This window comes from Pseudoalteromonas phenolica, from assembly GCF_044788725.1.
GTDB classification, from domain to species: Bacteria; Pseudomonadota; Gammaproteobacteria; order Enterobacterales; family Alteromonadaceae; genus Pseudoalteromonas; species Pseudoalteromonas phenolica_C.
The window spans coordinates 282,335-306,605 of record NZ_CP173162.1 but is presented as its reverse complement, the minus strand read 5'-3'; the positions used below and the strand labels follow the sequence as shown (position 1 = coordinate 306,605).

At 40.9% G+C, this 24,271-nt stretch carries 19 protein-coding genes; 2 read left to right on the top strand and 17 right to left on the bottom strand.

Annotated elements, in window-relative coordinates; translation table 11 throughout:
• Nucleotide 1 precedes the first annotated feature (1 nt).
• From ACH784_RS18975 to ACH784_RS18900, 16 genes are all read right to left on the bottom strand, one after another.
• The gene (locus ACH784_RS18975; RefSeq protein ID WP_404396621.1) at nucleotides 2–1,450 is read right to left on the bottom strand and encodes an SLC13 family permease; all 1,449 of its coding nucleotides are present in this window, start codon (nucleotides 1,448–1,450) and stop codon (nucleotides 2–4) included.
• A gap of 10 nt (nucleotides 1,451–1,460) precedes the next feature.
• Complete coding sequence (locus ACH784_RS18970; protein WP_404396618.1) at nucleotides 1,461–2,405, bottom strand: porin; 945 nt, start codon at nucleotides 2,403–2,405, stop codon at nucleotides 1,461–1,463.
• Between the two features lie 165 nt (nucleotides 2,406–2,570).
• A complete protein-coding gene (locus tag ACH784_RS18965; protein ID WP_404396615.1) occupies nucleotides 2,571–3,923 on the bottom strand; it encodes a sigma-54-dependent transcriptional regulator in 1,353 nt (450 codons plus the stop codon).
• Nucleotides 3,924–5,681: an ATP-binding protein gene (locus tag ACH784_RS18960; protein ID WP_404396613.1), complete on the bottom strand. Its 1,758-nt coding sequence runs from the start codon at nucleotides 5,679–5,681 to the stop codon at nucleotides 3,924–3,926.
• A 13-nt stretch (nucleotides 5,682–5,694) separates the two neighbouring features.
• Nucleotides 5,695–7,143: an SLC13 family permease gene (locus ACH784_RS18955; RefSeq protein ID WP_404396610.1), complete on the bottom strand. Its 1,449-nt coding sequence runs from the start codon at nucleotides 7,141–7,143 to the stop codon at nucleotides 5,695–5,697.
• Nucleotides 7,144–7,415: 272 nt separating this feature from the next.
• The gene (locus ACH784_RS18950) at nucleotides 7,416–8,510 is read right to left on the bottom strand and encodes a DUF1513 domain-containing protein (RefSeq protein WP_404396608.1); all 1,095 of its coding nucleotides are present in this window, start codon (nucleotides 8,508–8,510) and stop codon (nucleotides 7,416–7,418) included.
• A gap of 12 nt (nucleotides 8,511–8,522) precedes the next feature.
• Complete coding sequence (locus ACH784_RS18945; RefSeq protein WP_404396605.1) at nucleotides 8,523–9,698, bottom strand: imelysin family protein; 1,176 nt, start codon at nucleotides 9,696–9,698, stop codon at nucleotides 8,523–8,525.
• A 12-nt stretch (nucleotides 9,699–9,710) separates the two neighbouring features.
• Nucleotides 9,711–11,117: a di-heme oxidoredictase family protein gene (locus ACH784_RS18940; RefSeq protein WP_404396602.1), complete on the bottom strand. Its 1,407-nt coding sequence runs from the start codon at nucleotides 11,115–11,117 to the stop codon at nucleotides 9,711–9,713.
• Nucleotides 11,114–12,820: a di-heme oxidoredictase family protein gene (locus ACH784_RS18935; RefSeq protein ID WP_404396599.1), complete on the bottom strand. Its 1,707-nt coding sequence runs from the start codon at nucleotides 12,818–12,820 to the stop codon at nucleotides 11,114–11,116. The genes ACH784_RS18940 and ACH784_RS18935 overlap by 4 nt, the downstream gene beginning before the upstream one ends.
• Before the next feature lie 72 nt (nucleotides 12,821–12,892).
• Complete coding sequence (locus ACH784_RS18930; protein ID WP_404396596.1) at nucleotides 12,893–14,326, bottom strand: imelysin family protein; 1,434 nt, start codon at nucleotides 14,324–14,326, stop codon at nucleotides 12,893–12,895.
• Between the two features lie 424 nt (nucleotides 14,327–14,750).
• A complete protein-coding gene (locus ACH784_RS18925) occupies nucleotides 14,751–16,742 on the bottom strand; it encodes a TonB-dependent receptor plug domain-containing protein (RefSeq protein WP_404396593.1) in 1,992 nt (663 codons plus the stop codon).
• A 123-nt stretch (nucleotides 16,743–16,865) separates the two neighbouring features.
• On the bottom strand, nucleotides 16,866–17,126 hold the full coding sequence (locus ACH784_RS18920; protein ID WP_404396591.1) for a hypothetical protein: 261 nt from the start codon (nucleotides 17,124–17,126) through the stop codon (nucleotides 16,866–16,868).
• Nucleotides 17,127–17,339: 213 nt separating this feature from the next.
• Nucleotides 17,340–17,744, bottom strand: a complete 405-nt coding sequence (locus ACH784_RS18915) for a DUF1761 domain-containing protein (protein ID WP_404396588.1) — start codon at nucleotides 17,742–17,744, stop codon at nucleotides 17,340–17,342.
• A gap of 68 nt (nucleotides 17,745–17,812) precedes the next feature.
• The gene (locus ACH784_RS18910; RefSeq protein WP_404396586.1) at nucleotides 17,813–18,337 is read right to left on the bottom strand and encodes a response regulator transcription factor; all 525 of its coding nucleotides are present in this window, start codon (nucleotides 18,335–18,337) and stop codon (nucleotides 17,813–17,815) included.
• The gene (locus ACH784_RS18905) at nucleotides 18,334–19,563 is read right to left on the bottom strand and encodes a sensor histidine kinase (RefSeq protein WP_404396583.1); all 1,230 of its coding nucleotides are present in this window, start codon (nucleotides 19,561–19,563) and stop codon (nucleotides 18,334–18,336) included. Before ACH784_RS18905 ends, ACH784_RS18910 begins: the two co-directional genes overlap by 4 nt.
• 122 nt (nucleotides 19,564–19,685) lie before the next feature.
• The gene (locus tag ACH784_RS18900; protein WP_404396581.1) at nucleotides 19,686–20,087 is read right to left on the bottom strand and encodes a DUF4440 domain-containing protein; all 402 of its coding nucleotides are present in this window, start codon (nucleotides 20,085–20,087) and stop codon (nucleotides 19,686–19,688) included.
• A 130-nt stretch (nucleotides 20,088–20,217) separates the two neighbouring features.
• Here ACH784_RS18900 and ACH784_RS18895 point away from each other — a divergent pair, with 130 nt between their 5' ends.
• Both ACH784_RS18895 and ACH784_RS18890 read left to right on the top strand, forming a co-directional pair.
• Nucleotides 20,218–21,282, top strand: a complete 1,065-nt coding sequence (locus ACH784_RS18895; protein WP_404396579.1) for a ketoacyl-ACP synthase III — start codon at nucleotides 20,218–20,220, stop codon at nucleotides 21,280–21,282.
• A gap of 72 nt (nucleotides 21,283–21,354) precedes the next feature.
• A complete protein-coding gene (locus ACH784_RS18890; protein WP_404396986.1) occupies nucleotides 21,355–22,824 on the top strand; it encodes an aminoacyl-histidine dipeptidase in 1,470 nt (489 codons plus the stop codon).
• 60 nt (nucleotides 22,825–22,884) lie between these two features.
• On the opposite strand, the gene ACH784_RS18885 is transcribed toward ACH784_RS18890, so the two are convergent.
• Complete coding sequence (locus tag ACH784_RS18885; RefSeq protein ID WP_404396576.1) at nucleotides 22,885–24,249, bottom strand: leucyl aminopeptidase family protein; 1,365 nt, start codon at nucleotides 24,247–24,249, stop codon at nucleotides 22,885–22,887.
• Between the last annotated feature and the right edge of the window lie 22 nt (nucleotides 24,250–24,271).

Genomic DNA, 24,271 nt, shown 5'->3' with positions numbered 1-24,271 from the left:
ATTAGAAAGAAAGAACGCTTCTTGCGACGGTCAGAGTTAGTACAGTAATGAGTACAATCGCCACAATATTCAACACAAAGCCTGCGCGGATCATATCATGCATTTTTATCTCGCCAGAGCCAAACACAATGGCATTCGGTGGCGTGGCAACTGGCATCATAAAGGCACAACTCGCTGCAATGGCAGCTGGAATTACCCATACTAATGGCGTGCCCGTAATAGACTCTGCGACAGGACCCAGTAATGGTAAAAAGCCTGCAGCCGTTGCTGTGTTTGATGTGATCTCGGTTAAGAAAGTAATCAAACCAGCCACTAGCAATACACTGACTACCAATGGAATGGTGTCAGCCGAAACCAATAGGTTAGCAATGTAAGTTGCCAAACCTGACGACTTAATTTGTGAAGCCAACGTCAAACCGCCACCAAACAGCAATAAAATGCCCCAAGGTACTTTTGCCGCACTATCCCAATCCAAGATACGCTCACCGGTTTTCTTATCAGCGGTGATCACAAACAATAATAGCGCTGCTGCAATTGCAATTGACGTATCTGAAATTTTAAGGCCTGTCCAATCACCCAATAGCGGTCGGAAGATCCAACTTAAGGCTGCGAAAATAAATACTGCTAAAACGCCTTTTTCCGCGCGTGACATGTCACCTAATTTATCTAGCTGTTTTTTAAACAGCGATTTGGTATCGACTTCTGCGTCCGAGTTATCAACTTTATAACTCACTTTGGTTAACCAAAACCAAGTAATGAATAACATGGTGACAGATAAAGGTAAGCCTACCGCCATCCAAGTCGCAAAACCAATTTCTATTTGATAACTGTCAGCTAAGTAAGCTGCCATTAATGCGTTTGGTGGCGTGCCAATCAAGGTTGCAATACCACCAATACTGGCACCATAGGCAATCGAAAGCAGCAGCGCTTTTCCAAACGCTTCGTTGCTGCTGTCACGCTCCTTAACAAGATGAATAACCGATAATGCAATCGGCAACATCATCACCGCAGTGGCTGTATTCGACATCCACATAGATAAGAATGCCGTCACTAACATCATAGCTAGAATTTGTACGCTTGGCTTCGAGCCCGCATAAAGCATGGTTTTTAATGCAATACGTTTGTGTAGGCCCCACCTTTCCATAGCAATTGAAATTAAAAAGCCACCTAAAAATAAGAAAATAAGTGGATGCGCATAAGGTGCTGCAACCGATTTAATTGGCGCGATGCCAGCAAGTGGCGATACCACCAAAGGTAACAAAGATGCCGCAGGAATAGGCACGACTTCGCTTACCCACCAAGAGGCTAGCCAAAAGGCCAAACCTGCTGTTCGCCAAGCTTCGACACTCATGCCCTCGGGTGGAGACACAAGGCAAGTAAGTAACATTGCCAGTGGTCCTAAAAACAACATGGCATATTTGATTGGATGTGCAGATGAATAATCAGACATTCTTTAACCCTTAAAACTTATACTTCATGCCAACAGCGATTGACGTGTCATCGTCTGACTCAAGGTCCAGTTGTGTCACTAGTGCGTATAGATTTGTTTGCTTATCGAGAATATACTCTGTACCAAGTGTCCATTGTGTGGCTTCTTCGGCATGACGTAATTTACTGGTATCTTTACCTAATTGAATTTTAGGCACCCAATTCCCAGTTTTATAACTTGCACTGACCAAATAGCCTGTGCCAGATTTGCTACCATCTAGATTTTCACTGTCTTGAACGATAGCACCCAGTTGGAATGCATCAAACTTATACGCCGCAACTACACGTGTCGCAACCAAATTATTCAAGCTATCAGTGTGGCTTAATGAGATATAAAAAGGTTTAGCTTTTAAAGAACGGTCGCCATAAATTGCGGTCGCAGCAAACCCTGTCTCTTCATTTGAGGCATCATCTTTCGGTGCATAGGTGAAAGAAAATGACAGGTCATTATAGGTTTTAGTGCTATAAGTTAGGGTATCGCCTAGTCGGTCTTGACCCGGTAAGATTTGCGCAATATCACTTTGGGTTTCGTTGAATTGATCAACTTTACCTTCGCTGTATTTAAAGCGCGTATCGTTACGGCCGACAACCAAGGTTCCCCAGTTGCCAGCCAAACCTACATAGGTGTTACGCGAAGAAAATGGTGATTTAGTGTCGTCGTTTTCAAAGCCCTTTACTTGTACTTCATATTTAAACACCACTTTAAGAGAATCACTCAGTTTGTGATCACCTTTAATGCCAATACGTGAAAATGGCGCGTCAATTTGCGTGCCCGCTTTGGTGTAACGCATTAGCCCTTTATCAGTGTCTGCAATTTGAACTTCAGCTTTGCCATACACATTGTAATCTGCTGCAAAAGCGGTGCTGGAAAATGTGGCCATCAAACCGAGTGCGATTAGAGTTTTACTTGCTGTCATCTTGTTTTACCTTTTTTATATTCTGACCTATTGTTACAAGATGGTTGCCAAAAAGATAAAAGCCATTAATTTCATTAGGTTAAGAAATTGCTTAACAACAACGCCGTAAATAATATGCGGATTTTCACACACGCTTTTACGACAGTTGTCACCAAAGCCACACACTCATTCTGATTCGGTAAACATAGTACGGGTTAGACCATACTTTGCCATTTTGTCGTATAAGGTTTTACGTGGTAATTGCAATAACGCCATAGCTTCTTTGATACTGCCTTGTGATTGGGAGAGGGCTTCTTCAATTAATGATTGCTCAAAGTAACTGACCTTTTCTTGTAAGCTCAGTGACTCATCAGTTTGAGAGGCTTGCTCTAAATCTTTAAGGGCCAATGCTTTACCCAATAAAACCGTTCTTTCAGCGTGGTTTCTAAGCTCTCGTACATTACCCGGCCAAGGCTTTTCTCTAAGGAGCAAGGCTTGCTCGGGTGTAATAGGCTCAAATGTCTTATGAAAACGGGTCGCCGCAATAGAGCAAAAATGCTTATACAATAACGGGATATCTGCTTTTCTTTCACGCAGTGCAGGAATGGGCACTTTAAGTAAATTCAAACGGTAATAGAGGTCGGCCCTGAATTGCTGCGTATCAACCAAAGTTTGTAGGTCTACTTTTGTTGCAGCAATGACTCTGACATCTAAATCAATCGGCGTGTTTTCACCAACAGGTGTGACTTTACGCTCTTCTAACACCCGTAATAACTTAACTTGTAAGCTAGGTGACATAGCTTCAATTTCATCTAAAAATACAGTGCCCCCCTGCGCATATTCAAACTTACCAATACGAGAGCTACGTGCCCCTGTATAGGCACCACTTTTTGCACCAAACAATTCACTTTCAATCAGCTCTTCAGGAATGGCACCACAGTTAATGGCAACAAAGTTATGCTTACTCCTAATACTGTGCTCATGAAGGTAACGTGCCACCAGCTCTTTACCTGTGCCAGTTTCTCCCTCAATTAATACATCAGCTGGGGTATCTAACACAGCGTCGAGAAGTTGCAGCATGTCTTGCATGACTTGTGTTTGACCTAAAATTCTCACTCCAGGTCCCGAATGTTGTTTCACACTTTGCTTAAGATCGCGGTTTTCAAGCACCAAAGCGCGCTTTTCACAAGCTCTGGCTATGCAATCTAACAACTTGTCGGTAATTGGTTTTTCAAATAAGTCATAGGCACCAAGGTGCATGGCCTTAACCGCAATGTTTACATCAGCAAACCCCGTTAGAAAAATAACCGGTAGCTCGCTGTCGAATTGCTTAACTTGTTCAATAAATTCGAGGCCATTGAGTTTAGGCATATTAATGTCACTTAACACCACACCATTAAAACGACGGCTTAATTTGCTCAACGCGGCATTGGCATCGCCATAGCAAAACACCTCATAGCCTTCTAATTCTAATAGCTGTTTTAGGGCATCACGAATGCTCTTTTCATCATCAATAACAATGACGCTGGAATGACTCATTTAAATTCTCTTCTTATTAGAAAGTGGCTCTGAACCGATTGATGTTTGCAGTGTAAGAATAAAACTCGCGCCGATATCAGAATTATTTTCTGCGCTCAGTTCACCTTTGAAGGAGTGTATAATTTGTTTAGAAATAGATAAACCTAAGCCCAACCCATTCCCCGACTTAGTGGTAAAGAAAGGCTCAAAAATACTTTCAAGAGTATGTGACTCAATACCTGTCCCGGTATCAGAAATCTTAATTGATGATTTACCTGCTTCGGTGTAGTTAGAGATTGTTAGTTGTTTTACTTCAACGTCTTGCATCGCATGACACGCATTTGAAAGCAGGTTCACAATCACTTGCTCGCATAAAATTGGGTCAACCCACACTGATATGTCGTCTAATTCAAGGCTCAACTTTATATCATGTTTATTAAGCTCAGGACCTATGATAATTAACGCATTAGCAAACAAATCTTTAAGTTTATGCAGTGCCAATTTGGGCTTTTGAGATTTACTAAAATGCTTCAGTTGCGCAACGATTGTATGGGTGCGCTTTATTAGGGCTTCAATCAACACTAAGTTTTCTTGGACTTTTTCAAACTGACCTTTGAGCAATAATCGCTTGCTACTGGCCAAATAGGCACTCATAGCCGTAAGTGGCTGACTGATCTCATGGTTAATTCCGGCACTGAGTTGACCTATGGTTGCCAGTTTCGCGGCGCGCAGCAAGGCTTGCTGTGTTTCAAGTAACTGCTCAGAGCGGGCATTAATTTGCGCCTCTAAACTTCTTTGAGTAAAGAGTAACTGCTTGTAGCCTGCCAGCTTAACTAAAATGACTTCAAAAATTATAAACAATGCCAGCAATAACACTGAACTCAGTGCCAAGCGGCTCCATTGATTGGCTGTCACATCATCAATGGCTGACAGTAAATACAATGACGCATTAAGTGGATCAAGTGACTTTTTGGCATACACAAAGTGTTTTGCTAAACGCCCCTCTGTCGAAATTTGTAACTGCTCTGCTTGCTCGTCAAAGCGCCAAGGCTGCGCGTTGATCTCACGCCCTGAGAACTGACGTGAAGCATCAAATTCAGCAATGTCAGTTTGGCTTAAAGGTTGCGTTGAGATTAATCGCCATTTTTCTTGATCGGACATCAATACAATGCCTGATTTATCCATCAAGATAAAACTATGCTGATGTCCCGTATCTAGGCTGTCACGAACCTCTTCAAAATGACTGGCGTTAACCTTAACGACAATAACGCCTTTGACCTCACCTTTTTGCTCTATTACTTGAGAAATATAAATGCCTCGAGCACCTGAGCGAAGCCCTACAGCAAAATCTATCGCATTGCCGCTTTCAACTGCCTCATAAAAGTATTTTCGAAAAGCAAAGTTACTCCCTATGTAACTATGCGATGTTTGCCAGTTACTACTGGCAGTCACCCACCCTTGCTCATTCAAGACATACACATCAGATGCGCCACTGGCAATCTGAATGTCTGCAAGGTATTCATTTAGTGGCTTTAAATCATGTGTCGTTTTTTCATCAAGCAAATTTAACATATGCGTGTTTTGTCGCACTAAATTTGGAATTGAAGTAAAACGTGCAAGTTCTGAGGTGAAATATTGATGAAGCTTTTCTAGGTTTTCAGTGCTGTTTTGACGAGTCTGTTTAAGATCGTATTGCACGCCAACATGATAGATGGCGCACAACCCGATAATTAAACCTAAAAAATAAACAAATAGTTTGGTCGATAGTTTTTGCTGCAAAAGTCTGCCTGTTTTAGTAACCAAATACCCAAGAGCCGAGGGTCATAGTTAACAAGGTTATGAGCAAGACTGCAATGATATTCATCATAAAGCCAGCTTTAACCATGTCTTTTATCTTTATCTCCCCAGAACCAAACACAATGGCATTTGGCGGTGTTGCTACTGGCATCATAAATGCGCAACTTGCAGCAATTGCTGCTGGTATCACCCAAATCAGTGGTGTGCCTGCAATTTGCTCTGCAACAGGGCCAAGTAAAGGCAAGAAGCCTGCGGCTGTGGCGGTATTAGATGTGATCTCAGTTAAAAAACAAATTAATGTCGCGACCACTAACACACCTAAAATAAGCGGGATTGCAGATGCGCCAGCCAACATATCCGCAATATATTGCGCTAGGCCAGAGCTTTTAATTTGAGCGGCAAGGGCAAGACCCCCACCGAATAACAGTAAAATACCCCAAGGTACAGCTTGCGCTGCGTCCCAGTCCATCACCTTGGTTTTATTGTCTTTCTTGGCTGGTAAAACAAAAAGCAGTAACGCCGCAATAATGGCAATACCTGTATCTGTGATATTTAACCCTGTCCAAGTTGCTAAATAAGGTCTTAACACCCAGCTCACCGCAGCAAAAACAAACACAAACAGAACGTTCTTCTCGGCGAGTGTCATGCTACCCAGATCATCTACTTGTTTTTGAAACAGTGTGTTTAGCTGAGCATTATTGCCGACTTGCTTCACGTTAAAAGCAAATCGAGTCAGCCAATACCAACAAATGACAATCATAGTAAATACGAATGGCACAGCAAACATCATCCACTGAGCAAAGCCGATTTTGATTTGATGATTTTCCCACAGATAAGCGGCCATCAGTGCATTTGGCGCAGTCCCAATAATGGTTCCTACACCACCTATACTCGCACTGTAAGCAATTGCCAATAGCAGCGCCTTACCGTAATTGTCACAACTACTATTGTTTTCTCGTAAAACATAGATAACTGACAAGGCAATCGGCAACATCATTAAGGTTGTTGCTGTGTTATTGATCCACATTGATAAAAAGCCACTGACCATCATCATGGCTAAAATCTGGAATTTTGGATTATTACCACTTTTCAGCATGGTGATCAGGGCAATTCGTTTGTGTAAATGCCACTTTTCCATCGCAATAGAAATTAAAAAGCCACCTAAAAATAGAAAAATAAGCGGATGAGAGTACACACTCGTCACTGATTTTATATCGTTAATACCCGCCAATGGCACAGCAATAATGGGCACTAATGAGGTTACAGGAATAGGCACAACCTCACTCACCCACCACACACCCAACCACAGGGCTAAACCTGCTGTTTTCCAAGCTACGTCAGGCATACCGGATGGCGTATCAATTAAAATGGTTGATAAGAAAATGGCTGGTCCGAGTAATAAATAAATATAGTGGAAAAGTGTTTTATTGTTATCTGAAATCATATTCGTACATTACTTTATTATTTTCGTTATTTTGTTTGTAAATACATTCAATGCCGTTTGTATTGAAAGTAACCGCTAGAGATAAATTTACTATTCAGAGCGCAGATTACTTCGAAATTAAGGAGTGAGTATGAATGAGAGGGTTTGGAACGACAAGATACAACTCTAAAAAAGAGGGATCTAAAAGAGAAAATGCGCTTTCAGTCGTTAATAACTGAAAACGCAGCAAATTTTACCTGTGCTTAAAATTAAATTTTCAGTGGTTTAAAATTTTAAGCCATAAAACTGATCAAGTGATTATCCCACCGGATCTCATGTTGATTAATCGCACTTAACCCTTTGTCCACACCAACTAAATTACCCCGCCCTGTTGTTGCTATAAAAGTATTTTTGCTACTCGCAACGCCAGCAGTATCATCCAGCGTTAATAAAGACTTTAATTCTCGCGTACTTCTATCCCAAATACTCACCACGCCCCCGCGAGGAGATGTAACAGCCAGCTCATTTTGGTCATTAACTGAAAGACTCGCAATGTACTGTTTAAAACGCATCCATTCACTATCGTTTGCTTGCATCGGCTGGATCTGTTCACCGATCCTATGACCATAAATAAGCGGATTCACCTGATATACAGCACCTTGATACTGACAACCAAAGTAAACTGTATCATCATTAGCCACGCACAAATGTCTAATACTTAAATGCTTGTCGCGTAACTGATGTTTTTCAACAAGTTCACCATTTAGCGTACTTATATAACTTAAGTTCGGCTGCATGGTATCTAGGTTTAGCTTTGCTCTCGATTTAGCAGGATGAGTATGAATGCCGCCATTAGCAATCACCAAAGTTTGATTGTCACTTAACATCGCAAGTTGATGTGGTCCTACGCCATGACTTGAAAACTGCCTAACAATAGAAAAGTCTTTGGTATCTCGAACGGTGATTAAACCATCTCGTTCTGTCATATGTTCATCAAAGTAGTTTTCAGTGGTGAACAGTAAGCTTTCATCAGCATTTAATACACCATGACCAAAAAAGTGATGCTTAGGCTGAGCGTCAATTTCTTTAACTACCAGCTTCGATGCGACATCAATAACGTGCAACTTAACGCCGGGTCTTCGAGCAAAGGCGATTATTCTATTTTGCGATTTGATATAGGCTAAATCATGTGCGCGCTCAGCAATTTCAACTCGTCCATGTAAATGACCCTGCTCGTCAAACCAACCAACGTAATGTCGGTTTGCTTTATCTGTGAACGCACTCGCAAACAGGGTTTTCGGCGATACAGAACACGCCGACAACCATGGCATTAGTGTCGAACATGCACTTAATGCTATTGCGCCCTTTATAAAACTACGTCGATTCATAACGCCACCCTATTAGTCACCATCGTTGGTATTAAAACCAGGCGCTAAGTCGGTTACTTGTACAAAATCAGATGCCATTAACGCACGCAGCTCTGTGATCGAAGTACGAACAGCAGTCAGTTTTGCTCTGCCAGCCTCAGTTGCGATTAAATCAGCCAGAGTTGCGTTTTCGAGTGCATCAAGGGCCGAATGAACCGCTTTGAAGTGTAAAGTAATTTCATTTTTGACGTCTTCTCGGTCATATAACTCAACCAATAAGTCATCAAAACCAAACTCAGTTGCACCATTAAACTGCTGCTCTAAAGCGGTGATGTTAGTTTTAATGTTATTCACAGACACATGGGCAAACGGACTTTCTAATAATTCTGGGTTACCAGGTGATGATGTATCTAGTGTCGCTTTTAGTTTTTCATCATTGATAATCTCAAGGTATTCAAACCAAAATGTTAAATACTTTTCGATAGCGCCTTTATGTCCGCTAAAACTCCCTGTTCCAGCTTTGAATTGTTCGCCATACTTACCTTGCCACTGTGTAACTACTTCATCCATCAGTGTGACAGTGTTACTTGCTATCACATTTAAATATGCACAGCGTTGCCCTTGGTTTTGAGATGAAAGAAATGCGTTAGCTTCATCTTGATTAAAGACAACATATTCAAATGCAGGCAAACCTTGGAGTTGGTGCTTTGAACTTGGAAAGCCATCTGTAAATGTTTCTCCCTCAATCAAAATCGACTCAACATCATTGGCTAATTTAGTTGCTTCGATTGGCATATATTGGATTTGTGAGTAAATATAGGTGTCAGATATAGGCCCAAACTTAATGGTACGTGCTACCTGCCAAGCACTATTGGCTTTGTTCCAAGCGTTTTGCAAACGAGTTAAGTCTGCTTCTGTAAATTCTGATTTCTCACACACTTCACTGGTTGTATTTTGCAGGGCTTCGCTTTCAGTCAACATGAGTTGATAACTCGGTAAGATCACATCATCAACTAACACTGTTGTAATTTTTTCAAGCGCTTGTGCTTCGGTCAAAGTATTCGAGTTATCTGTTGACCCACTTCCTTGATCTGTTGTTGGCGACGTCGTAGGTGTTTGCTCGTTAGAGCCGCCACCACCACAACCTGATAATAAAAGGCTTAGCACGACTGCAATTGTTGTAGGCATTAAAGTGTTGATTGTTTTCATTGTTTATCCGAATTAAATTTGTTTTAAGAAGTACAACAACGCTGCTCGTTGCTGCTTCGTTAAGGATTTGAATTTTCGTTGATGCGGTTGAGCTTCACCGCCATGCCAAAGCACCGCTTCCTCTATAGTGCGTGCACGACCATCGTGTAAAAATGCAGAAAAGCCCTGAACTCTATGCTGTAAACCTATCCCCCAAAGAGGCGGGGTTCGCCATTCACTCCCTGATGCAAGGTTTTCAACTCCTTTATCTGCCAAACCCTCGCCCATATCGTGTAAGGCTAAATCGGTATAAGGCCAAATAGTTTGCCCTGCCAACGCTTTTACCTCGTAAGAGGTATCTGTAATAAAACTGGGGGTATGACATTGCTGGCACCGTAATTTGTAAAATAGAGTTTGTCCTTGCTTTGACTTACTACTTTGTAAATCTCTAGCAGGTGGGGGAGCAATTAGTTGACTCATATACACGGTTAAATCATGCAGCTTTTTTGGAATGTCCAGCACATGTTCAGGGTCGACACTTGCCGCTTGTTTACAAGCGACTTGGTGAACTAAACAGGTTTCATCGCTGAAGATAGGGTTTGTAATACCAATATCATTAATAAACGCGCCTGCCACTTGTTGTTCCAGTGTGCTATGTAATCCTTTAAAGCCAAACCGACCTATGCGCTTTTCACCACTTACCGCATCTATGACCTGATTATATTTACCGCTAATACCATCATTGTTAGCGTCGTTAATATCTTCAAGGTTAAGCAAGTCTTCATCCTGAATTGCATCTAATAAGCCCATACCATATACAGCTGGTGCATAGCGGGCTGATAGATAAGTGCCTTTATAAAGTGGTCCGTAGGCGAGGTTTTCAATTTCGTAACGAGCCTTTCTGAGCGTGTAAGTTTCACCGTCATCGTAGTGACCTGTTATTTCTTCATAAAATACGCGTACTTGTGCCTCACCTTGAACTGGCTTAGTAAGCTTTTCATGAGATAAACGAATTGCCAGAGGCTGAAGTTGCCCGCCATATCGGCTATCTCCTTTGCTTGCATTTGCCTGTAAAAACCTAAACAGCAATGCAGGCTCTGCTATCTCTCCATGTTTTGACGGTCTGCCTCGTCCACCATCGGCATGGCAAGTTTTGCATGAGCGCGCGTTAAACAGCGGCCCGAGCCCATCTCTGTCTCTGGTAATCGAAGGTGAAGCAACCCAAGGATCTCGAAAAAAAGAAAAGCCATCCCAAAAATCCAACTGCTCCATGCGAGGTAGATTTTTAGCGGGTTCAATAAAAGAGCGATAATTCAATCGCCCTGTTGCATCTCCGCCAGGCTTAGCCGCTTGCTCGTTTGCTTGTGATGCAGTTACAGACATAGACAAACTAATAAGAGCGGCAGTTAGCAAACTGCTTTTTTGTAGATTTAGCATCATAGTGAATTCAAGAAAGCCAATAGCGCATCACGTGCTGGTTTATCCATTTTTAAATAAGCTCGCTTTGCTGATTCGGCTTCACCGCCATGCCAAAGGATCGCTTCAGATAAGGTGCGTGCACGGCCATCATGCAAAAATGTTGCTTTTGGCGTCACCGTTTGCACTAAACCTAACCCCCATAAAGCTGGCGTTTTCCATTCAGTGCCAGATGCATCACCTTCAGGGCGGCCATCAGCAAGACCCTCACATCGCTGCACGTAATAGCAACTTTCACCGCTCTCACACGCTTCACCACTTGCCAACTCACGAGTTACTTTGCAACTGCCGCCCATGTCATGGAGAAGTAAATCGGTATAAGGATAAATAACCAAACCTTCTAAGGAGTCAATGTTAGTTCTTGATTCAGGAGTAATCGTTACTAGGTCTACATCACCAAGCAAGCTCCCTTTCGCCTCACTCGTTTTATGCCTTGGCACATGGCAAGTGTGGCAATTTGCAGCAAAAAACTGGCTTCTACCTTTTAATACATCATCATTCCAAAGGTTATTCTCAGTATCAAAACCACGGCGATTTGGTACTGCTAGTGTACGGTTATAAAACTCGACTTGAGCCAAATCGACGTTATTTAAATCAACGCCATCGTGGTGCTTGTTTTGTTCTTTTTCAGCTTGATCAAGGCACGCAGATTGCGCTTCAGTACAAGGCTCGCCTGTTGCAACCGTATTCGTCACCCCCATATCACCTCGGTATGCACCAGAAATTTGCTGTAATACAGATGCTGTTACCGCTTTTTGACCGAAACGTGCGAGCATCTTTTCATTACTGATCGGGTGAGTTGTGTAGGCTGCTTTACCAGATATGCCATCATTATTTGTATCATCAGGATCGGCATAAGCTAAAATATTCTGTGCTGGAATACTCTCTAATAAACCTGAACCATAAACATGGGGAGATACGCGGGCAGAAAACTGTACATCTTGATTAAACTCACCATATGCAAGGTCTTTTACTTTATAAACGGGTTTTCTTAAGGAGTAATTTTCACCATCTGCGAATTGTCCGGTCACTTCTTCATATTCGACCCAAGTGTAAGCCTCGCCATAAGCAAGCCCTTCTTCTATGGCTCCATTGTGTTTTGCTAATACATCCGTTTGATTATCTATGGTGCCAAAAACTTGAATTTGATCGCCATAAATCGGGTCAACATTGCCCTTACTATCGCCTACTCTCAAAAACATGCTGATCATCGGCTCATTAGCAGATTTAGGCACAAGGCCTCTACCATCTTTGATGTGACACCCTTGGCAAGTTGTGTTGTTAAAAATAGGGCCTTGCCCATCATGATTAGAGCGAAAAACATGGTCGCCCGCTTTGAATACGGCATCAAGTCTAGGCGTATCAACGATTTCAGGCAGTGCTTGGCTAAATGCGTCTTCATTGAACGTATTAACCGACGCTTCCCCTGCTGCTAAATGCTCATACTCGTCAGGTGTATCTTTGCGTAAATCAGGTAGGCCATCATTTAAGGTGAGATCAGGAAAAGCCAGATTATCTTTACTGCCTTGATTGCCTTCGGAATTATTGTCGCCACTATTGTTTGAATTTGTTGGAGAGTTTGTATCTTGCGTGCTACTTCCACCACCACAGCCTTGCAGAGAAATAAGCGCGATGATTAAAGCTAGCATTGATTTTTTATTATTCATTCAGTGCCCCTGAACTGCTTACTACTGTAACCAGAAACTGAAAAGGCCGACCCAAAGGCCAGCCATACTAAGTTAGATATCTTCTTCTGTATCTTGTTTTAAGTCTTCAGCTGAAACGCCAAGCTCATCGATGGCTTTTTGGATCAGATCTGTTTGTGTCGCAAGTGCAGAGATAGTCGCATACACTTCTTTTTTACGGTCTTCATTTTGAATTTGAACGTCAAATGACACACCTAACTTGGCATTCGTATCAATAACCGAGGCACTTGCCATTGACGCTTCAAAGGCAGCGCGTAGTTCGTTAGCAAGCTCAGGTTTTCCCTCTTTTACTAATAGGTCATGAATACTTGCGCCTACTAACTCTTCACCATTAATACGTGTATATTTGCCTAAATAGTGGTTTTGCACACCTTTGGCATTTAGGTAGATATCACGGTGTGTGTTATCTGAAAAGCAAGAGTGTTCGTCTTCTTGGCTATCGGTGCGAACAGCGATACTCATACGTTCACCTGCAAGTTCACCGAAACTCAAACGCCCCATACTCTCAAGCATTGCACCTAAGTTCTTCTTTGCATTTTCAGGTTTTACATACTCTAAATAATGGAAGCCTGTGCCAGGAGTCCACGCTTCAGTCACTGCTTGCAGGTCATCAACTAATAACTCAGCGGCTACTTTTAAGTATTGACCACGACGTGCACAAATTGCGTCAATTGCACCTTGCTCGCCAGATGTACAAGTTGCACCATTTGAATCTGTTGGCATATTGTCAACAGTATAAAAATCAGAAGCTTTACGGTGACCTGCTGTGTAGTCACGCGTTGATGTATAGGTAAGATCTTGGTTTAAATCTTGACCCCATAATAAGAATTCAATGGCGTGATAACCCGACGTTACATTGGCTTCTTCACCATCTAATTCAAACTTATCTTGTAATAACTGCTTAGTAATTTCTGGGAAGTTTTCTTGATCTGAAATGATATTACCACCGGCTTGATAAACCGCAGCAGTACCACGCGACTGATGACCGTCCATATCAATTGTGTAGTCGATTAACGCTTCTGCTAAAGGCCAAGCATTAATTGCGCCTTCTGGGCCTTCGCCATCAACTAATGCAGGTTGACCATCAACTTCTGTAAGTGCGTCGATTGGGCCTTCACGGAAACGATAAACTTCAGTCTGACCATATGGTTCACGTGCAAAAAGCCAAGCTTGTTTTGCAGCAGTGAAGTTTGCTTCGCTCGGATCAGCAACAAATTCATCAATCGCTTTTTGCATTGTTTTTGCTGCAACCAGAGAGTCTGCAAAAACAGCATAGGCATGCTGTGCGTTAGTTTTAACAACATCTTCCGCTGTTACATAATTTGCAACACCATTTTGACCTGCAACACCTTGCTCCCCTTGAGGACCAACTGCACCTGCAACGCCGTCTTTACCATCATCACCATTACATGCAGATAATACTGCTGTACAAACTAGCGTAAGCGCAAATTTCTTAAAGTTTTTCACTCTTATCCCTTTAATTATCAGTTTATAGTTTATTATTCAGCAAATATTAACGAACCAAGCAAATGCATTCAAGAATTATTTTTATTTGCATTATTTGTAGTGTTTATTTTTGATATAGATCAAATATGATCAGCTCTATTTGAATTCGATTATTTAATGAGAAGTACAACTGAAGGATATTAGAGAGAATTTAAAAGCTTTTTATACCAATCAGCTTAACTAAGTGGTCTATTTTGAGGCAAGAAAACCTTGTTGGTAGCTAGGCAAATATTTCATTATTTAGTTGTTCTAAATGAGAAATTTTTAACGCAGCTATCATCAGGTTTAATCCCTCAAAATGATTAAGTGTTATTGCGGATTGGTATTATTAGGCTAAAAACAAAAAAGCGCCGATATATCGGCGCTTTTTTTGAAATTTTATTATTTAGAATGTTTGACGATACTGAAGTAATAACTTTCTTGATTGAGTCGGCACAATGCCGTCTGTCATTCTTGGATCAAACACTTTGTATTGCTTATCGAGTAAATTTTGAGCCTTGAGAATTATCGAGCTATCACTATCAATATTCCAGCTGGCGGTTAGTCCTAGCAAGAAGTAATCTGACTGTTTAAAATTTGCTGAAACTGTTTGGTCTTCAGATTCAACAAATACCTCATCGCGCCAAATTGTATTCACACTCAACTGCATTACATCAAATTGGTGAGTAATGGCAGCCGCAGCAAATCGTTTAAAGCTCGGATTGATTGGTTCATCAAATAATTGCGTAAAACCGGCTTCAAACCAAGTACTTTCTGTTAAGTTAAAATTACTATTGACTTCAACCCCTTGCATACTTGCTTCAAATACATTGTCAAACGTAAAGCGGGTTTGGGCCTGGTCAGTTGCCACTAAATTTATGAAATCTTTCAATTCGTTATTGAAAAATACTACATCCATTTGCCAATTTTCATTTTCAGTATGCCAAACCAGCTCTGTCGTTTTAACATACTCAGATTTCAGATCTGGGTTACCAACAGTAACATCGTCATTTGAGTAAAGTTCGTTACTAACGGGTGTTCTAAAAGATTCACCATATTGCAACTTTAAAGTATGTTTTTCATTTAGGTCATAAATAAGCGCCAATCTAGGAGATAATTTACTATCAATACTTTTCACTTCATCAAAACGCGCCCCAACAAACATCGTTAAATTGTTTGCTGCTTTGTACTTTGCTTGCGCATATAAAGCATAAGAATCGAAAGAGGCTAATAAATTACTAAATGGTGGGTGTGATTCAATTTTACGAGTTTCGCCTAAATAGAATTCATTTTGAACAATCGTATTACCACTTTTGTAATCATAATAGCTACTGATGACCCCGGCTTTAAATTGCTCTTCTTCTGAATACTCAGCGCCAAAATTAACCTGTAAATTCGGACTAAATATATAACTTCCATCAACCTTTACCGCTAGGTCTCTTGTTGACCAAGCTGGTCCAACAAAAAAGTCCCCTACTAAGCCTGAATTTTCAGCAGAAACAATTAGCCCCTTACTTTCAATTTCGTGGCGAATATAATCTAGCGAAGTTGTAAGCTGCCAATACTCGTCATTAAGCCACTCATAGGTTGTGTGCAAAGCTGTATTTTCACTGTGGTGATGATTACCTTCTGAAGCCCCGGCTAGATTAATAAACTCATCCAGCTCTGTGACGTTCTTTCTCATATTGACATTTAGTTTTTGCCATTCAAACCCTACTTCAGCAAAATATGCTTCAAGTGGATCTTTAGTGCCAAATGAATATCGCTCACCATCACGTTTATTAAAAGAAAAGTTACTATAAAACTTTAATCCATCACTGATCTTTTTGTTGAATGATAAACCTGCTTGTACTTCACCATGTTCGCCAATCGCCGCACTAATTTGCGAACGATTCGTTGTTGTCACGACATTCATTACACCAAGAAACGCATTACTGCCATAGAGTGCAGAGCCCGGTCCACGGATAAACTCAACTCGCTCTATCATCTCAACAGGAATAAATGGCATATAGACTGAAGCTTTACCAAATGAAGGATCATTTAATCGTTGGCCATTGATCATTACCAACACATTACCACTGTCGAGATAGATACCTCGAGTATGTTCTTTTGGCACCGCACCAACCCAGTCACCTCGAGTAGATTGAAAACCAGGTACGAAATTCATTAATTCATAAGCATTTGAAACGCCAAGTAAAGAAATGTGTTTTTGATTGAATACGGTAATACTCGATGGGACAGACGAACGGGTTTCATCTGTTTTAGTGGCAAGAGAAATATTAACGTCTAATAACTGCTCAAATGATAAGTCAAAAAGATCTTCATTTTCTGTACTCGAAAACGTATATCCTGAATACAAGAAAGATAATAAAGAAATGGTGGATATTATTATTTTCATAGCTTGGCTCATTATTTCAATGTTAGAGCAGCTAAGTGCAGTTCCATGCACAGCCTATTTACATAGTTTTAATAATACTAATGTTAACAGACTGTGCAAGTTTTAAATTTTATTTTGCCACTATTAAGCAGCTTGAATTCGTTTTCCTTTGAAATACTTATATAAACCGATTAAAGATGCAGCAATCCAGAATAATTCAATCACAAAACTCGCAAGATTAAAGTTGTAGCATAAACTGATCAACAAAAGTATTGCACCTGAAAGGTTCATTAAATTATAAACAATACCCGTTGGTTCTGCTTTGCCTAATTGCAACATAAAAAAAGCGCCTACTACTAGCGCCGTTCCAGTCATACCAATAACATCAAAAAGAATATCAATCACGTTTTGTATCCACTATCAATTGCTTCAAAGCTTTTAGATTTTAAGCAATAAAAAGATTAGCTAACCCGAGAATACTGGCCCATTCCATGGGAAGGGTTACTTTCACTCATTGAAACAGCAAAACGTATCTAAGTTAAATGAGAGGACAAAATGAAAACAGGGCAAATGTCCGCCCTGACGATAAGTAATGAAATCCGATCAGTCTTTTCAATATTAACCAGTAACACTCAAGATTACAGCCATGAGAATAAACTGAAAAGTATGGTATCCCCCGTTAACTAAAAACAGACTCAGTGGCCGCTGTTCAAAGATATAAGAAATACCTAATGAGCTCGCAGCTAAGCCAAGACCGACTGCAAAACCAACAGTAGTTGAATAAATTAACTCAGGATCAGGCCCTAACAAAAAAGCGAGAACAAATGCTGCAATCAGCGACAATATAAAAGCTAACCCATAGATTAGTTTTGGATCACTATTTTGTAAGTCTAAGTCAGTAAGACCACATCCTTCTAACCAAACCTTGCCAAATAAGACAGGAGAATACCAAAGACCACCCAGCATAAATGAGGATAAAGCAGCAAGTAAAATTGCCCAATAATTAAGTTCTGCCAACTGCATAGTAATGAAGCACTAAACCATTCGTAATTTCAAATTTAGTTAAGAAACCTTAATCTGGCAATAAACGGCTATTTTTGTACAGGCTTCTTCTGTAATTTACGCTGCAAAGTTCGCCTATGCATATTTAATTGCCTCGCAGTTTCTGAAACATTTCCTTCATTAGCTTTCAATACTTGCTGGATATGCTCCCATTCCAAACGCTCAGCTGACATTCGCTCTTTCGGTAGTTCTTCTTGTTCAATATTTTCTTTACCAAGCAAAGTCTGAGCTATCAATAGCGTATCTGCAGGTTTAGTTAAGTAATCATCTGCGCCTAACTTTACGGCCTCAACTGCCGTCGCAATGCTGGCAAATCCAGTTAAGAGTACAAGCTTGATGCTGTTGTTAAACGCTTTTATCTGTTTGATAAAGTGCAAACCTGATAAGGTTTGTAGCTTCATATCAAGTAATACATACTCTGGTTCTACACTTTCAAGCGTCGCGATCACTTGCTCTTCGTTATGCTCTATATGACAGTCAAAACCATGCTTTGCTAGTCTTCTAGATAACGTTCTTGCAAACGCTTCGTCGTCTTCGATTATCAATAATTTCATGGCTTCTTAATTTTTATTGGTAAAACAATTTTTGTTGTGGCACCGAATTGTGGGTGATTCTCCAATTGAATATTGCCTTTTAAACGCTCTATTGAGGCATGAGACAGGACCAACGCCATCCCCAAACCTGATTCACTCTTCACTATGGTATGGCCTAAGCGTTCCATTTTTTTAGGATCGATGCCAGGTCCATGATCTGTAATGGTTAAAGCCCACTTATTGTTTTCAATTTTACTGCTGACACAGATATCTTTTGCATTTGTTTTATCATTCGCTTGAGCTGCATTAGAAAAAATATTTAACAAAGCCGGTATCAACATTGGATCGTCCGTCACGCTCGCTTCAATATCCTCTTCTATATTCAAAACTTGTTCGGGAAACTGCAAAGCCATTAATGTAGTTAATTCAGCCAAAATTTCTGCCGTACTTTGCACACCAAAAACTTGTGTAGATTTAAACTTTTCGGTTTGAGAGCGGAACAAATCAAGCTGCTCTTTACAGCTTTGTATAGCCTTTCCCATATCGTCTAGTGCAGGATGAGTTGGATGGTCTTCTTTAAATTCCTCAAACAACAAATGTATGTTCGCTAACGGCGTTGCCAATTGATGTGTTGCCTGTGCGGCTGCGCTACCTAAAGCGATTAACTGCTCATTTTTGAGCTGCTTCTCTCTGACTTTAGCAAGTGATTGTTCTCTAATCCTAAGTTGCTTTGCCATTGCCATCACTACCATTACCACAATAATGACGCTTAATACAAAGTTAGCCCACATGCCCTTAAAATGAAGTTGCATATCCATATGATGCAAATGGTGCGCGCCCATGGTGACAAATAAATACCCATAAGCCACCAGCGATGACAGTGCGATAACCAGTACAAACTGGCTGGGTAAAGTTACTGCAGCAATCACTATGGGTATAATCAACATAGAAACAAACGCATTACTTGCCCCACCCGACAAGCTTAATAAAATCGTCATAAAGATGATATCGGCCAGCAGCTGCAACATCATACCTGATGGTGCCGCTTCACTGGTTTTTCTGTAAGCAAAAACACTAAAGAGCTGAAAACATGACTCGACGGCAATAACAGTCAATACAGGTAATAATTCAATAGATTTATCAAACCAAAATGCCGCGGCTAAAACCAAAATAAGTTGAATAAGAATTGCAATGGTTCTGAGCAGTAACAAACGCCCAATCGCAGATTGAGGTGAAAAGCTAATCATCTAGGTGTCCACAAAAAATTTGTGGTTACTTTAACGGACAGCGTGCCTTGGGTAAAATGAAACTTCAGAATGTTTGATTTGAGTCAGCTTATATAACCAAACCTCAGGTTATACAAATTCAACTAGGCCTCATAATTCAATTTAAACTCTGGACATGGTGTACCTTGATGAAAAAACAATTGCCATCCTTTTTGAGTTTTTGTCCAGATAGACATTCGAATAGAAAAGTTGAGCGCGTGATGAACATTCATTCTATAAGCTGCATAATAGGTCAGTTGAGCCAAAGACTCTGTTAGTACCTGCCCTTTAAAATCTTGATTATATATTTGCGGTATTTTCTCTAAAGGCAAACGTCCAAGCACATGTTGCTTATTAAACATCAAACCGTTAGCCGATATTTCGTAAAAATCATCATGTAGCAAACTGCTTAACTGTGCTTTAGAAGAACGAACGATTGGGTCTAATAGCCGCCTTTCTAACTCAATAAGGTGACATAAAAGCTGCTCAGTCATTTTTTTCGCCATAATCCCACCAAATTCAAACACTTTAACCTAAGCTTAGACTACTTCTTTAAGCTTCATAAAATAACCTCGACTAGAATTACAAAAAGAAGTTTGTTATAAACCACCACCTGGTCAGATGAGATAAGTAACTATGCAATACGCCAAGATTATTGGCTGGGGTAAATGTACACCACCAGCAACATTAACAAACGAAGACATTAGTACAGTAGTTGATACCACAGATGAGTGGATTGCTACTCGTACAGGTATAAAATCAAGAAGAGTAAGTCATGTTGGTACTGGCGAATTAGCAACTGTAGCAGCTAAACGCGCTTTAGATTGCGCTGGCATTGCGGGCGAAGACATTGACCTTGTTCTACTTGCAACTTGCACGCCTTCTACATTAGTGGCCAATACCGCCTCATACGTACAACAACAAATTGGCGCAACTGGTGCAGCCGCATGTGACGTCAACGCAGCATGTTCTGGTTTTTTATACGCATTACAAAATGCAACAGCGCAAATTAAAGCTGGTATGGTAAAACGCGCGGTTGTAATTGCCGCTGAGAGAATGCTTTGGCATGTAAACTGGGCCAAAAGAGACAGCGCAGTGCTATTTGGTGACGGTGCAGGCGCTGTTGTACTTGAAGCATCAAACGAAGAGTGCGGTCTATTAGCAACTAAAACAGGTTGTGACTCAGAAGACAGAGAAATCCTTCATATCAGAAACTTCGGCACAGACATCGATAAACACGATTCAGCACAACCTTCTGATATTTTGTTCCAAGGTAAAGATATCTTTAAGCGCGCGGTGAAAGGTATGAGCGAGGCCTGTGATGATGTGCTGTCACAAGCAAATTTAGCACTCGAAGACATCGATATGCTTATCCCTCATCAGGCAAATCTAAGAATTATTCAAGCCATTGCCAAACAATTGCAGCTTAGCGATGACAAAGTGATGGTCAATATTCAGCATTATGGCAACACCTCTGCAGCTACGATCCCAATTGCACTGTGTGAAGCGCTAGAGCAAGGCAAAATCAAACCGCATAGTCATATAATGAGTGCTGCATTTGGGGCAGGATTAACTTGGGCTGCCAGTTACATTAAATGGGGTGAGCGTGTTACGCCAATCATTGACAGTAAAGCAGAGCTGCCAGAGTGTAAACAAACTGGGTTAGAGCTCATGGCCGACGCGATTAACTACTGCAAGTAAGCTATCTTCGGCCCTTATTTGAATGGTAATATTCACTTGTTACATTCAAATAAGGGCAACACATTGAAAACATTGTTCACTCCACATTCTGAAATTAGCCAATTAGAACCAAAAGAAATTTGGCAATTCTTTGATCAAATTTGTTCTTTTCCTCATCCATCGAAGCATGAAGAAGCACTTGCACAATTCATTATCGACTGGGCAAAGAGTCAATCTCTTGAAGTTAAAAGAGATGAGACTGGCAACGTTTTCATTAAAAAACCTGCTTTTCCAGGCATGGAACATAAGAAGCCAGTGGTACTTCAAGCACATATAGATATGGTGCCGCAAAAAAATGATGGCACTGATCACGACTTTGTAACCGATGCTATTCAACCTTATATCGATGGTGAATGGGTAACTGCCACCGATACAACCTTAGGTGCTGACAACGGCATTGGTATGGCTTCATGCCTTGCAGTTCTAGCTGCTGACGATATTAAACACGGTCCGTTGGAAGTACTTTTAACCATTGACGAAGAAGCGGGTATGACTGGTGCTTTCGGTTTAGAAGCAGGCTGGTTAGAAGGAGAAATTCTACTAAACACCGACTCTGAGCAAGAAGGCGAAATTTATATGGGTTGTGCCGGTGGCGTTGATGCAAGTATCACGTTACCTTTAGAGCGTGAAGCAATCGCAGAAAGCTCAACACGCTTTAAACTTGTTCTAAATGGTTTAAGAGGTGGTCATTCTGGTGTTGATATTCACACAGGCCGTGCTAATGCCAATAAACTCCTTGCACGTTTTTTAAAAAATCACACATTAAGCTTAAACGTTCAGTTAGTCGGTTTTAATGGTGGCTCTTTAAGAAACGCTATTCCTCGTGAAGCGTATGCAGAAGTGATAGTACCAAACACGCAAGTTGATGCATTTCATAACTCAATATCTGAGTTTGAAACACTAGCAAAAACAGAATTAAGCGCCATTGAAGCAAACTTATCTTTCAAAGCACAAGCTATTGAAAATAACGCGTTACCATTAAGTGCAAGTAGTCAAAGTACTGTGTTATCATTGCTCAATGCCTGTCCAAATGGCGTAGTACGTATGAGTGACGATATTCAAGGTGTGGTTGAAACATCATTGAATATGGGTGTGATTGAAACTTCTGAAGACAACATCAAAGTGCTATGTTTGATCCGTTCATTAATTGATTCAGGCAGAAGTGATGTCGAAGGCACATTGGCTTCGCTAGCAAGCCTAGCTGGCGCGACTATCGAGTTCAGTGGTGCATACCCTGGTTGGAAACCAGATCCTGAGTCACAGATCCTGCATACATTCCGCGATGTTTATGAAGAGATTTATGGCCATAAACCACATATCATGGTTATTCACGCAGGCCTAGAGTGTGGTCTATTCAAAGAACCATACCCAGAAATGGACATGATTTCATTTGGCCCAACTATCAAGTTCCCTCACTCACCAGATGAAAAGGTAAACATTGAATCTGTTGGCTTATATTGGCAACAAATGAAAGCTATCTTAGAGAACATTCCAGCTAAGTAATCTTTCTAAAAAAATGCGAACCTATGGGTTCGCATTTTTGTTTTATGAATTTACAGCAGACTATTTATAACGATTTGCTAAATAATCAAATGTCGCTCGTAAACCTAAGCCCTCTCCACCAACAGGTCGACCCGGTAATGGTCTAATGTTGTATGCCATCACATCAAAGTGAAGCCAAGGCGTAGTTGCTGGCTCAACAAACTCTTTCAGGTATAACGCTGCAGTAATTGACCCACCAAATGGTGTTGAACCACAGTTAGCAATGTCTGCTACATCACTCTTAAACAAAGCTTTATATTGGTCGAAAAGAGGAAGCTGCCAAACTGGGTCTTGGTTCTTTAACCCTTGTGACATTAACTCATTAGCAATTGTTTGATCTGTAGAATAAAAACCAGGAAGCTCTGTACCTAAAGCGATTCGACATGCGCCTGTTAAGGTTGCGAAATCGATCAGTAAATCTGGATTTTCAGTTTGTGCTTCAGCTAATGCATCACACAATACAAGGCGGCCTTCAGCATCCGTGTTATCGATCTCAACCGTGATGCCCTTTCGTGTTTTAATCACATCACCTGGTCTAAAAGCATTACGCGAAACTGCATTTTCAACAGCTGGCACAAGCACACGAAGTCTAACAGGTAAGTTTGCGGCCATAATCATTTGCGCAAGACCGATAACATGGGCAGCCCCCCCCATGTCTTTTTTCATATTACGCATGCCAGCAGCAGGTTTTAAATCTAAGCCACCAGAATCAAAACAAACACCTTTACCAACTAAGGTAAGTTTAGGGGCATTCTCATCACCCCATAATAAATCAAGTAATCTAGGCTTGTTGTCACTCGCTCGACCTACCATGTGGATGGTTGGGTAGTTTTGTTCAAGTAATTCATCACCAATAATTTGACTGAATTGACCGCCAAATCTCTCTACTAACTCTTCCATTGTTTCAGCAAGATGCTGCGGCATCATGTCGGCAGCGGGCATATTAACTAAGTCACGAACTAAATAAATCGCTTCGGCTTGTTGCTTTACTTTGTTAAAAGTAGCTTCATCCGCAATGGCTAGTTTAGACTCAATGGCAGGTAACGATTTATAGACAGCAAATTGATAGGCGCCTAATACAAAGCTTAATGCATACCCTCCTACAAGCTCTTCTGGAATATCTAGCGTAAATGAACCTTTCGGTAGCTGTTTAGCTAAATCACCAGTGTTCCACATATCAGCGAGCTCATTGACGATGACCAACACAACTTCAAGACCTGCTGCGTTTTGCTTTGGAACTAAAATTACGTTGTTATTCACCGCTCGCGTAGCTTCAACAAAGCTTTTTATAAAACTTGTTTGTGAAGAAAGCCAAGTGTCGAAATCTGCTTTGACGATAAATTTAACCGGTGTACCGGCATCGGCATGAATGATTGGAAGTTGCATATTATTCTCTGATTTTTTGCTT